This window comes from Streptomyces sp. bgisy159 (assembly GCF_057707805.1).
The window spans coordinates 1-11,561 of the sequence record NZ_JBYIQX010000033.1 but is presented as its reverse complement, the minus strand read 5'-3'; the positions used below and the strand labels follow the sequence as shown (position 1 = coordinate 11,561).

Annotated in this window: 11 protein-coding genes; all 11 read left to right on the top strand. The window is 72.3% G+C overall.

Going from position 1 to position 11,561, the window contains the following annotated elements; genetic code table 11:
• The first annotated feature begins 2 nt into the window (after window positions 1–2).
• The 11 genes from AC3ET3_RS26300 to hpnH all read left to right on the top strand — a co-directional run bounded on the left by AC3ET3_RS26300 (window position 3) and on the right by hpnH (window position 11,458).
• Entirely contained in the window at window positions 3–875 is an 873-nt protein-coding gene (locus tag AC3ET3_RS26300) for a glycosyltransferase family 2 protein (protein ID WP_432138757.1), read from the top strand.
• 134 nt (window positions 876–1,009) lie between these two features.
• Entirely contained in the window at window positions 1,010–1,909 is a 900-nt protein-coding gene (locus AC3ET3_RS26295; protein ID WP_432138809.1) for an ABC transporter permease, read from the top strand.
• A complete protein-coding gene (locus AC3ET3_RS26290) occupies window positions 1,902–2,681 on the top strand; it encodes an ABC transporter ATP-binding protein (protein ID WP_432138756.1) in 780 nt (259 codons plus the stop codon). Before AC3ET3_RS26295 ends, AC3ET3_RS26290 begins: the two co-directional genes overlap by 8 nt.
• Window positions 2,682–3,058: 377 nt before the next feature.
• Window positions 3,059–3,970 carry a squalene synthase HpnC gene (gene hpnC / locus AC3ET3_RS26285; protein ID WP_435613001.1) on the top strand — a complete coding sequence of 304 codons (912 nt, stop codon included), beginning with the start codon at window positions 3,059–3,061 and terminating at the stop codon, window positions 3,968–3,970.
• Window positions 3,967–4,917 carry a presqualene diphosphate synthase HpnD gene (gene hpnD / locus AC3ET3_RS26280; protein WP_432138754.1) on the top strand — a complete coding sequence of 317 codons (951 nt, stop codon included), beginning with the start codon at window positions 3,967–3,969 and terminating at the stop codon, window positions 4,915–4,917. The genes hpnC and hpnD overlap by 4 nt, the downstream gene beginning before the upstream one ends.
• Window positions 4,917–5,069 (top strand): DUF6380 family protein, encoded by a 153-nt coding sequence (locus AC3ET3_RS26275; RefSeq protein WP_432138753.1) that lies wholly within the window; start codon window positions 4,917–4,919, stop codon window positions 5,067–5,069. The genes hpnD and AC3ET3_RS26275 overlap by 1 nt, the downstream gene beginning before the upstream one ends.
• Window positions 5,066–6,496: a hydroxysqualene dehydroxylase HpnE gene (gene hpnE, locus AC3ET3_RS26270; protein ID WP_435613000.1), complete on the top strand. Its 1,431-nt coding sequence runs from the start codon at window positions 5,066–5,068 to the stop codon at window positions 6,494–6,496. Before AC3ET3_RS26275 ends, hpnE begins: the two co-directional genes overlap by 4 nt.
• Window positions 6,493–7,629, top strand: a complete 1,137-nt coding sequence (locus tag AC3ET3_RS26265; RefSeq protein ID WP_432138751.1) for a polyprenyl synthetase family protein — start codon at window positions 6,493–6,495, stop codon at window positions 7,627–7,629. Before hpnE ends, AC3ET3_RS26265 begins: the two co-directional genes overlap by 4 nt.
• Window positions 7,630–7,749: 120 nt before the next feature.
• Window positions 7,750–9,786 carry a squalene--hopene cyclase gene (gene shc / locus AC3ET3_RS26260; RefSeq protein WP_432138750.1) on the top strand — a complete coding sequence of 679 codons (2,037 nt, stop codon included), beginning with the start codon at window positions 7,750–7,752 and terminating at the stop codon, window positions 9,784–9,786.
• Complete coding sequence (locus tag AC3ET3_RS26255; RefSeq protein WP_432138749.1) at window positions 9,786–10,430, top strand: phosphorylase family protein; 645 nt, start codon at window positions 9,786–9,788, stop codon at window positions 10,428–10,430. The genes shc and AC3ET3_RS26255 overlap by 1 nt, the downstream gene beginning before the upstream one ends.
• Window positions 10,431–10,435: 5 nt before the next feature.
• Window positions 10,436–11,458 carry an adenosyl-hopene transferase HpnH gene (gene hpnH, locus AC3ET3_RS26250; RefSeq protein WP_435612999.1) on the top strand — a complete coding sequence of 341 codons (1,023 nt, stop codon included), beginning with the start codon at window positions 10,436–10,438 and terminating at the stop codon, window positions 11,456–11,458.
• Window positions 11,459–11,561: the final 103 nt, after the last annotated feature.

The window sequence follows — 11,561 nt, the reverse complement described above, 5'->3', positions numbered from 1 at the left end:
GCATGAAGGTCGGCGCGGTGATCATCACCATGGGCAACCGCCCCGACGAACTGCGCGCCCTGATCGACTCGGTCGCCAAGCAGGACGGCGACCCCGTCGAGGTGGTGGTCGTCGGCAACGGCTCGCCCGTGCCCGAGGTGCCCGACGGCGTACGCACCGTGGAACTTCCGGAGAACCTCGGCATCCCCGGCGGCCGCAACGTCGGCATCGAGGCGTTCGGGCCCAGCGGCCGCGACGTCGACATCCTGCTGTTCCTGGACGACGACGGCCTGCTCGCCCACCACGACACCGCGGAGCTGTGCCGGCAGGCCTTCACCGCCGACCCGCGGCTCGGCATCGTCAGCTTCCGCATCGCCGACCCCGACACCGGCGTCACTCAGCGCCGCCACGTGCCCCGGCTGCGCGCCTCGGACCCCCTGCGCTCCTCCCGGGTCACCACCTTCCTCGGCGGCGCCAACGCCGTGCGCACCCAGGTGTTCGCCGAGGTCGGCGCGCTGCCGGACGAGTTCTTCTACGCCCATGAGGAGACCGACCTGGCCTGGCGGGCGCTGGACGCCGGCTGGATGATCGACTACCGGTCCGACATGGTGCTGTACCACCCGACGACCCAGCCCTCCCGGCACGCCGTCTACCACCGCATGGTGGCGCGCAACCGGGTCTGGCTGGCCCGCCGCAACCTGCCCGCGCCGCTGGTCCCCGTCTACCTCGGGACGTGGCTGCTGCTCACCCTGGCCCGCCGCCCCTCCGGGGCCGCGCTGCGGGCCTGGTTCGGCGGTTTCCGGGAGGGCTGGTCCGCTCCCTGCGGGCCCCGCAGACCCATGAAGTGGCGTACGGTGTGGCGGCTGACCCGACTGGGCCGGCCCCCGGTGATCTGACAAGCTCGTCCCGCGAGGGCACCCCGGGCCGTACCGCGGTCCCGGTGCGCCCGGCACCCTTCCGGCCGTGCAGACCGAAGACGAAAGTTTCCACTGTGAGTGAGAGAAGCCATGACGGCGGTGACGGCGGTGTTCTGGTGAGCCCGCCTCCGTCACCCGACGAGGGCCTGTCCGCGGCGCAGCTCGCCGCCGAGCACGGGCTGGCCGTGAGCGGCGCCCGGCCCTCCCTGCCGGACTACGTCGGCCGGCTCTGGGGCCGACGCCACTTCATCCTCGCCTTCTCCTCGGCGAAGCTGACCGCCCAGTACAGCCAGGCCAAGCTCGGCCAGCTGTGGCAGGTGGCCACGCCGCTGCTGAACGCGGCCGTGTACTTCCTGATCTTCGGCCTGATCCTGGGGGCCGACCGGGGGCTGGACAAGGAGGTCTACATCCCCTTCCTGGTCACCGGCATCTTCGTCTTCACCTTCACCCAGAGCTCGGTGATGAGCGGGGTCCGGGCGATCTCCGGCAACCTCGGCCTGGTGCGCGCCCTGCACTTCCCGCGCGCCGCGCTGCCCGTCTCCTTCGCCCTGCAGCAGCTCCAGCAGCTGCTGTACTCGATGATCGTGCTGATCGTCATCGTGATCGGCTTCGGCAGCTATCCGGACGGCTCCTGGGCCCTGGCCCTCCCAGTGCTGGTCCTGCAGTTCCTCTTCAACACCGGCCTGGCGCTGATCTTCGCCCGCGCCGGGGCCAGGACCCCCGACCTCGCGCAGCTCATGCCGTTCGTGATGCGCACCTGGATGTACGCCTCCGGCGTGATGTTCTCCATCCCGGTGATGCTGAAGGACAAGCCGCAGTGGATCGCGGACGTCCTGCAGTGGAACCCGGCCGCCGTCTACATGGACCTGATGCGCTTCGCGCTCATCGACGGCTACGGCTCCGAGAACCTCCCCGCCCACGTCTGGGCCGTGGCCCTCGGCTGGGCCGTGCTCTTCGCGGTCGGCGGGTTCGTGTACTTCTGGCAGGCGGAGGAGAGGTACGGCCGTGGCTGACTTCGGGTCCGAGCGTCGCATCCCCACCGTGATCGTCGACGACGTCCACATCGTGTACCGCGTCAACGGAGCCAAGACCGGCAAGGGCAGCGCCACCGCCGCCCTCAGCCGTATCGTGCGGCGCGGCGAGGAGCGCGGCGTGCGCAAGGTGCACGCCGTGCGGGGCGTGTCCTTCACCGCCTACCGGGGCCAGGCCATCGGCCTGATCGGCTCCAACGGCTCCGGCAAGTCCACCCTGCTGCGCGCCATCGCCGGCCTGCTGCCGCCCGAGAGCGGCAAGGTGTACACCGACGGCCAGCCCTCCCTGCTCGGGGTCAACGCGGCCCTGATGAACGACCTGACCGGCGAGCGCAACGTCATCCTCGGCGGTCTGGCGATGGGCATGTCCCGGGAGCAGATCAGGGAGCGCTACCAGGACATCGTCGACTTCTCCGGCATCAACGAGAAGGGCGACTTCATCTCGCTGCCGATGCGCACGTATTCCTCCGGCATGCAGGCCCGCCTGCGCTTCTCCATCGCCGCCGCCAAGGACCACGACGTCCTGATGATCGACGAGGCGCTGGCCACCGGTGACCGCAAGTTCCAGGTGCGCTCCGAGGCGCGCATCCGCGAGCTGCGCGAGAAGGCCGGTACGGTGTTCCTGGTCAGCCACAGCAACAAGTCCATCCGGGACACCTGCGACCGGGTGCTGTGGCTGGAACACGGCGTGCTGCGCCTGGACGGACCGACCGACGAGGTCATCCGGGAGTACGAGAAGTTCACGGGCCGGTAGCCCGCCGAGCCCGCCGCGACGTTGTGGCACCGGGGCCCCGCCGAGACCGTCCGGCGGGGCCCCGCGTCTGCAAAGGAAACGTCAACTCCCCGTCGTGTCAGGAAGCTTGACGGCAATCGGTGTGTTGTTGTGATGTCCGGGACACCCGGCGGACCCGGGCCGCGCTGTACAACGTAAGCTGTACCGGTCCCGAAACGCGCCAAGTGGGGCGATAATGCGCGACACCCCCGGTCAGGGCTGCGCGCGAGCGGTCGGGCGGCGTGTCCGAAATAGTGTGCATTGGGTCCGCAGTGTAGAACGGGAGATGTGACGGCAATGGCTACGGAAACTCCCCAGCTCAACGCAGCATGCGCCGTCCCTGCCGCGGGCAGCGCGCGATGACGCGCACCACCTCGCCGTACACCGGCGACCCCGAGCGCGACACGCGCTCCACGCTGGACAAGGCCGCCCACGAGAACTTCCCCGTGGCCCCCTTCTTCCTGCCCCGGGACTGGCGGGCCGACCTCATGGCCGTCTACGGCTTCGCCCGCCTCGTCGACGACATCGGTGACGGCGACCTCGCCCCCGGCGGCGCCGACGCCCAGCTGCTCGGCGTGTCGGCCGCGGAGGCCGACGACCGGCTGGTGCTGCTCGACGCCTTCGAGGCCGATCTGCGCCGGGTCTTCGAGGGCACCCCGCGCCACCCCCTGCTGCGCCGGCTGCAGCCCACCGTCCGCCGCCGCTCGCTCACCCCCGAGCCCTTCCTCGGACTGATCGCCGCCAACCGCCAGGACCAGCTGGTCGGCCGGTACGAGACCTTCGACGACCTGCTCGCCTACTGCGAGCTGTCCGCCAACCCCGTCGGCCGCCTCGTCCTCGCCGTCACCGGCACCGCCAGTCCCGAGCGGATCCGCCGCTCCGACGAGGTCTGCACCGCGCTGCAGATCGTCGAACACCTCCAGGACGTGTCCGAGGACCTCGGCCGCGACCGCATCTACCTGCCCGCCGAGGACATGAAACGCTTTCACGTCCAGGAGGCGGATCTCGCCACGGGGACCGCGGGCGCGTCGGTGCGCGCCCTGGTCGCCTTCGAAGCCGAACGCGCCCGCGATCTCCTGAATGAAGGTGCCCCCCTGGTGGGTAGCGTCACCGGCAGGCTGAGGCTGCTGCTCGCGGGGTTCGTGGCGGGGGGAAGGGCGGCGATCCAGGCGATCGCCGCCGCCCGATACGACGTCCTTCCCGGCCCGCCCAAGCCAGGCAAGCTCCGGCTGCTGCGCGAGGTGGGCGTGACTCTGCGAGGAGAGGGGTGATCCGGACCGTGGAGTCCTGGCCACACGCGTCCGCACCGGTACTCGCCGCCTACAGCTACTGCGAGACCGTGACCGGGCAGCAGGCCCGAAACTTCGCCTACGGCATCAGGCTGCTGCCGGCGCCCAAGCGCCGTGCCATGTCGGCGCTGTACGCCTTCTCCCGGCGCGTCGACGACATCGGCGACGGCGCGCTGGCCGACGACGTCAAGATCGCACGGCTGGAGGACACCCGGGGACTGCTCGCCCGGGTGCGCGCCGGTGCCGTCGACGAGGACGACACCGACCCCGTCGCGGTCGCCCTCGCCCACGCCGCCCGCGCCTTCCCCGTCCCGCTGGGCGGCCTCGACGAGCTGATCGACGGCGTGCTGATGGACGTCCGCGGCGAGACCTACGAGACCTGGGACGACCTGAAGGCCTACTGCCGCTGTGTGGCCGGGGCCATCGGGCGCCTCTCCCTCGGCGTGTTCGGCACCGAACCCGGCGCGCGCGGCGCCGAGCGCGCACCCGAGTACGCCGACACCCTCGGGCTCGCCCTGCAACTGACCAACATCCTGCGGGACGTACGCGAGGACGCGGGCGGCGGCCGGACGTACCTGCCCGCCGACGACCTCGCCAAGTTCGGCTGCTCGGCCGGGTTCGACGGGCCGACCCCGCCGGAGGGCTCAGACTTCGCGGGTCTGGTCCACTTCGAGGTGCGGCGGGCCCGCGCCCTGTTCGCCGAGGGCTACCGGCTGCTGCCGCTGCTCGACCGGCGCAGCGGTGCCTGCGTCGCCGCCATGGCCGGTATCTACCGCCGGCTGCTGGACCGCATCGAACGCGACCCGCAGGCCGTGCTGCGCGGCCGGGTCTCGCTGCCCGGCCGGGAGAAGGCGTACGTCGCCGTGCGCGGGCTGTCCGGTCTGGACACCCGTCATGTGTCCCGGCAGGCCCTGAGGAGGCGGGGCTGATGGACGCCACCGGCGACGCGGCCGGCCAGGGCGGTGACGGCGGCGGGAAGCGGCACGCAACCCTCCGCCACGGCGCGGCGTCCCTGAAGGCGACCACCGGTCGTGCAGAGTTCAAGCACCACGGCGGGCGCGCAGGGGAGGAACCACGATGAGCGACGGCACGCGGCCGGCGGACGCACCGCCGGGTCCCGGACGGCACGCCGTCGTGGTCGGCGGCGGGCTCGCCGGCATCACCGCGGCGCTCGCCCTCGCCGACGCGGGCGTCCGCGTCACCCTGCTGGAGGGCAGGCCGAGGCTCGGCGGCCTCGCCTTCTCCTTCCGCCGCGGCGACCTCACCGTCGACAACGGCCAGCACGTCTACCTGCGCTGCTGCACCGCCTACCGCTGGTTCCTCGACCGCATCGACGGCAGTGCGCTGGCGCCCCTGCAGGATCGTCTCGACGTGCCCGTCGTCGACGTCACCCGCCCCGAGGGGCGGCGGCTCGGCCGGCTGCGCCGCGACCCGCTGCCCGTGCCGCTCCACCTCGGGCGCAGCCTCGCCACCTACCCGCACCTCTCGCTCGCCGAACGCGCCAGGGTGGGCCGGGCCGCGCTCGCGCTCCAGGGCCTCGACCTCGCCGATCCGGCCCTGGACACCCAGGACTTCGGCAGCTGGCTGGCCGCGCACGGCCAGTCGGCGCGCGCCGTGCGCGTCCTGTGGGACCTGGTCGGGGTCGCCACGCTCAACGCGGTCGCGGGCGACGCGTCGCTGGCGCTCGCCGCGATGGTGTTCAAGACCGGCCTGCTGTCCGACCCGGGCGCCGCCGACATCGGCTGGGCGCGCGTCCCGCTGGGCGAACTGCACGACCGGCTGGCCCGCAAGGCGCTCGACTCCGCGGGCGTACGCACCGAGACCCGTACACGCGTCACCTCCCTCTCCCTTCACGGAAACGGGCGCTGGAGCGTTCAGGTTCCCGGCGAGACCCTGCACGCCGACGCCGTGGTGCTGGCCGTGCCCCAGCGGGAGGCGCACGACCTGCTGCCGCAGGGGGCGCTCGACGCCCCCGAACGGCTGCTGGAGATCGGCACCGCGCCGATCCTCAACGTGCACGTCGTCTACGACCGCAAGGTGCTCGACGCCCCCTTCCTCGCCGCGCTCGGCACGCCCGTGCAGTGGGTGTTCGACCGCACCGACGCCGCGGGCCTGCTGGACGGCGGGCGACGGGCGGGCCAGTACCTGGCGCTGTCGCAGTCGGCCGCGCGGGACGAGATCGACGCGCCGGTCGCCGTGTTGCGCGAGCGCTATCTGCCCGAACTGCGGCGGCTGCTGCCCGCGGCGCGCGGCGCCGAGGTGACGGACTTCTTCGTGACCCGGGAGAGGACGGCGACGTTCGCTCCCGCCCCCGGCGTCGGACGGCTCAGGCCCGGCGCCCGCACCAAGGCCCCCGGCCTGTACCTGGCCGGATCGTGGACCTCCACCGGGTGGCCCGCGACGATGGAGAGTGCGGTCCGCAGCGGTGTGAGCGCGGCCGAGGCCGCCCTCGGCGCCCTGGGCCGGTCCTGCGACCGACTCCCGGACTTCTTCGGGGAGGCGGCGTGAGGACCGATCTGCGCGGGACCGACCCCCGCACCTCCGGTACCGCAACAAGAGGAGAAACTGTGCCCACTGTGCCCCCGGCCTCCACGGCCGCTCGAAGGACCGCGGTGGACGTGTCCGCGCTCCTGGAGCGGGCCCGGACCCTGGCCACGCCGGTGCTGCGGGCGGCGGTCGACCGACTGGCCCCTCCCATGGACACGGTCGCCGCCTACCACTTCGGATGGATCGACGCCCAGGGCCACCCGACGTCCGGCGACGGCGGCAAGGCCGTCCGCCCGGCTCTCGCCGTGCTGTCCGCCGAGGTCACCGGGGCGGCCCCGGAGACCGGCGTGCCCGGCGCGGTCGCCGTCGAACTGGTCCACAATTTCTCCCTCCTGCACGACGACCTGATGGACGGCGACGAGCAGCGCCGCCACCGCGACACGGTGTGGAAGGTGCACGGCCCCGCCCAGGCGATCCTGGTCGGCGACGCCCTGTTCGCCCTCGCGAACGAAGTACTGCTGGAACTGGGGTCCGCCGAGGCCGCCCGCGCCGCGCGCAGGCTGACCACCGCCACCCGCGCCCTGATCGACGGCCAGGCCCAGGACATCTCCTACGAGCACCGCGACCGCGTCACCGTCGAGGAGTGCCTGGAGATGGAGGGCAACAAGACCGGTGCCCTGCTCGCCTGCGCCAGCTCCATCGGCGCGGTGCTCGGCGGTGCCGACGTGCGCACGGCCGACACGCTGGAGCGTTACGGCCACCACCTCGGCCTGGCCTTCCAGGCCGTCGACGACCTCCTCGGTATCTGGGGCGACCCGGTGGCCACGGGCAAGCAGACCTGGAGCGACCTGCGCCAGCGCAAGAAGTCCCTGCCGGTGGTGGCCGCGCTGGCCGCGGGCGGGCCGGCCTCCGAGCGGCTCGGCGAGATGCTCGCCGCCGACGCCGGGAGCAGTGCCGCCGAGGACTTCTCGGAGGAGGAGTTCGCGGCCCGGGCGCGACTGATCGAGGAGGCCGGCGGCCGCGAGTGGACCGCCGAGGAAGCGCGCCGTCAGCACGCCATCGCCATCGAAGCCCTCGACGCCGTCGACATGCCCGAGCAGGTGCGGGCCGGATTCACGGCGCTCGCCGACTTCGTCGTCGTACGAAAGAGATGATCACTATCGGTCGAATAACCCTCGCGTAGTCGCCGGCCGGTGCCGCGGGACGACAACACCGCACCGGCCGACGGCGGACCCACAGCAGCACGACTCGCACGACTGCACGAAGGGGAAGCCATGACAGCGACGACCGACGGAAGCACCGGGGCACTCCCGCCCCGCGCTGCCTCGGCCAGCGACACCGACATCACCACCCCCGAGGCGGCCGGGGTCCAGGAAGCCGCCCGGCGCGCGATGACCCGCGCGACCGACCAGCTGCTCTCCCGGCAGGACGCCCAGGGCTGGTGGAAGGGCGACCTGGAGACCAACGTCAGCATGGACGCCGAGGATCTGATGCTCCGTCAGTTCCTCGGGGTGCGGGACGAGCCGACGACCCGGGCGGCCGCGCTCTTCATCCGCGGCGAGCAGCGCGAGGACGGAACCTGGGCCACCTTCTACGGCGGACCGGGCGACCTGTCCGCCACCGTCGAGGCGTACGTCGCCCTGCGGCTGGCCGGGGACGCCCCCGACGACCCCCACATGGCCCGCGCGGCCGCCTGGATCCGCGCCCGGGGCGGCATCGCCGCCACCCGCGTCTTCACCCGGATCTGGCTCGCCCTGTTCGGCTGGTGGAAGTGGGAGGACCTGCCCGAACTCCCCCCGGAGCTCGTCTACTTCCCCAAGTGGTTCCCGCTCAGCATCTACAACTTCGGCTGCTGGGCCCGGCAGACCATCGTGCCGCTGACCGTCGTCTCCGCGAAACGGCCGGTGCGCCCGGCGCCCTTCGCGCTCGACGAACTGCACACCGACCCCGGCAACCCCAACCCGCCCCGGCCGCCGGCCCCCCTGTTCACCTGGGACGGCCTGTTCCAGCGGCTCGACAAGGTGGTCCGCGGCTACCGCAACGTGGCGCTGCGATCCCTGCGCAGAGCGGCGCTGAACTCCGCCGCCCGCTGGATCGTCGAGCGGCAGGAGAACGACGGCTGCTGGGGCGGGATCCAGCCCCCGGCGGTGTACTCGATCATCGCCCTCCACCTGCTCGGCTACGACCTCGAACACCCCGTGATGCGGGCCGGACTGGAGTCCCTGGACCGCTACACCGTCTGGCGCGAGGACGGCGCCCGCATGGTCGAGGCCTGCCAGTCGCCGGTGTGGGACACCTGTCTCGCCACCATCGCGCTGGCCGACGCCGGCGTCCCCGCCGACCACCCGCAACTGGTCAAGGCCGCCGACTGGATGCTCGGTGAGCAGATCGTCCGGCCCGGCGACTGGTCCGTGCGGCGCCCCGGACTGCCGCCCGGCGGCTGGGCGTTCGAGTTCCACAACGACAACTACCCCGACATCGACGACACCGCCGAGGTCGTCCTCGCCCTGCGCCGGGTCCGCCACCACGACCCGCGGCGGCTGGACAACGCCATCGCGCGCGGGGTGCGCTGGAACCTCGGCATGCAGTCCAGGAACGGCGCCTGGGGCGCGTTCGACGTCGACAACACCAGCCCGTTCCCCAACCGGCTGCCGTTCTGCGACTTCGGCGAGGTCATCGACCCCCCGTCGGCCGATGTCACCGCGCACGTCGTGGAGATGCTCGCCGTCGAGGGCTACGCCCACGACCCGCGCACCCGGCGGGGCATCGACTGGCTGCTCGCCGAGCAGGAGCAGGACGGCTCGTGGTTCGGCCGCTGGGGCGTCAACTACGTCTACGGCACCGGGTCGGTGGTGCCCGCCCTGACCGCCGCCGGACTGCCCGTCGAGCATCCCGCGATCCGGCGGGCGGTGGCCTGGCTGGAGCGGGTGCAGAACGACGACGGCGGCTGGGGCGAGGACCTGCGCTCCTACCGGGACTCCACCAAGTGGAGCGGAACCGGCGCCTCCACCGCGTCCCAGACGGCGTGGGCGCTGATGGCCCTGCTGGCGGCGGGGGAGCGCGACGCCAAGTCCGTCGAGCGCGGCGTCGAGTGGCTGGCCGAGACCCAACGCGAGGACGGCACCTGGGACGAGCCCTACTTCACCGGCACCGGCTTCCCGTGGGACTTCTCCATCAACTACCACCTCTACCGGCAGGTCTTCCCGCTCACCGCGCTCGGCCGGTACGTGCACGGGGAGCCCGCGGTCCTGCGGCGCCCCGCCGAACGGGCCGCGGACGACCCGGCAGCCGCCCGGGCCGAGGCAAGCTGATGAACCCGCGGCCCGCTCCGGTCCCGCCGCTGCTGATCGCCTGCGCGCTCGGCATCGAGCACCTCGCCCTGCGCACCGGTGACCGCGACGGGGCCGCCGGGCCCGTCACCGTGCTGCGCACCGGCATGGGGCCGAAGGCGGCCGAACGCTCCGTCACCCGGCTCCTGGCCGGCCCGGAGCTGGCCGGGGCGGCCGTGCTGGCCACCGGCTTCTGCGCGGGCCTCGCCCCCGGCATGCACCCCGGCGACCTGGTCGTCGCCGAGGAGACCCGGGATCCGCGCGCCACGGTGCCCTGCGCCGGCACCGAACTGCTCGTCAAGGAGCTCGCGCGCACCCTGCCCGGTCGCACCGTCCACACCGGTCCGCTCACCGGATCCGACCATGTGGTGCGCGGACCGGAGCGCTCCGATCTGCTCGCCACCGGCGCGATCGCCGTGGACATGGAGTCGGCGGCGACGCTCCTGAGCGCCGTCCGGGCCGGCGGGCGCCCCGTTGCGGCCGTCCGGGTGGTCGTGGACGCTCCAGAACATGAACTCGTCCGGATCGGCACACTGCGCGGTGGAATATCAGCCTTCCGCGTTCTCCGTTCCGTTCTGCCTACTTTCTTTGAATGGCACCGTAATGTGCTGCTCCCCAGGAGGTGAGCCCGATGGCCATGCCGCTGCGTCAGTCCATCAAGGTCGCTACTTACTTGGCCGAACAGAAGCTGCGCAGGCGTGACAAGTTCCCGCTGATCGTCGAGCTGGAACCGCTGTTCGCCTGCAACCTCAAGTGCGAGGGATGCGGCAAGATCCAGCACCCTGCGGGGGTGCTGAAGCAGCGCATGCCGGTGGCGCAGGCCGTCGGCGCGGTGCTGGAGTCCGGGGCGCCGATGGTGTCCATCGCCGGCGGTGAGCCGCTGATGCACCCTCAGATCGACGAGATCGTGCGCCAGTTGGTGGCCCGCCGCAAGTACGTCTTCCTGTGCACCAACGCCATGCTGCTGCGCAAGAAGATGGACAGGTTCACGCCCTCCCCGTACTTCGCCTTCGCCGTGCACATCGACGGGCTGCGCGAGCGGCACGACGAGTCGGTGGCGAAGGAGGGCGTCTTCGACGAGGCGGTGGCGGCCATCAAGGAGGCCAAGCGGCGCGGCTTCCGGGTGACCACCAACTCCACGTTCTTCAACACCGACACCCCGCAGACCGTCGTGGAGGTGCTCAACTTCCTCAACGACGACCTCAAGGTCGACGAGATGATGATCTCGCCCGCCTACGCCTACGAGAAGGCCCCCGACCAGGAGCACTTCCTCGGTGTCGAGCAGACCCGGGAGCTGTTCAAGAAGGCCTTCGGGGGCGGCAACCGCAGAAGGTGGCGGCTCAACCACTCCCCGCTCTTCCTGGACTTCCTGGAGGGCAAGGTCGACTTCCCGTGCACGGCGTGGGCGATCCCCAACTACTCGCTGTTCGGCTGGCAGCGGCCCTGCTACCTGATGAGCGACGGGTACGTGCCGACGTACCGGGAGCTGGTCGAGGACACCGACTGGGACAAGTACGGCCGCGGCAAGGACCCGCGCTGCGCCAACTGCATGGCGCACTGCGGCTACGAACCCACCGCGGTCCTGGCCACCATGGGCTCCCTGAAGGAGTCCCTGCGGGCCATGCGCGAGACCGTCAGCGGCAACCGGGAGTGAGCCCATGACCGCCGTACCCCTGGGCGTCCCCGAGGTGCCCGCCCGCTCGGTCGCCGCCCGCCGCCCGTCGCGCCGGATCCAGGTCGGTTCCGTCGCGGTGGGC

What these genes read in the sequence shown, in the direction of transcription:
- shc (WP_432138750.1), top strand. Translation starts at nt 7,750, where the DNA reads ATGACAGCGACGACCGACGGAAGCACCGGGGCACTCCCGCCCCGCGCT.
- hpnE (WP_435613000.1), top strand. Translation starts at nt 5,066, where the DNA reads ATGAGCGACGGCACGCGGCCGGCGGACGCACCGCCGGGTCCCGGACGG.
- AC3ET3_RS26255 (WP_432138749.1), top strand. Translation starts at nt 9,786, where the DNA reads ATGAACCCGCGGCCCGCTCCGGTCCCGCCGCTGCTGATCGCCTGCGCG.
- AC3ET3_RS26300 (WP_432138757.1), top strand. Translation starts at nt 3, where the DNA reads ATGAAGGTCGGCGCGGTGATCATCACCATGGGCAACCGCCCCGACGAA.
- hpnH (WP_435612999.1), top strand. Translation starts at nt 10,436, where the DNA reads ATGGCCATGCCGCTGCGTCAGTCCATCAAGGTCGCTACTTACTTGGCC.
- hpnC (WP_435613001.1), top strand. Translation starts at nt 3,059, where the DNA reads ATGACGCGCACCACCTCGCCGTACACCGGCGACCCCGAGCGCGACACG.
- AC3ET3_RS26275 (WP_432138753.1), top strand. Translation starts at nt 4,917, where the DNA reads ATGGACGCCACCGGCGACGCGGCCGGCCAGGGCGGTGACGGCGGCGGG.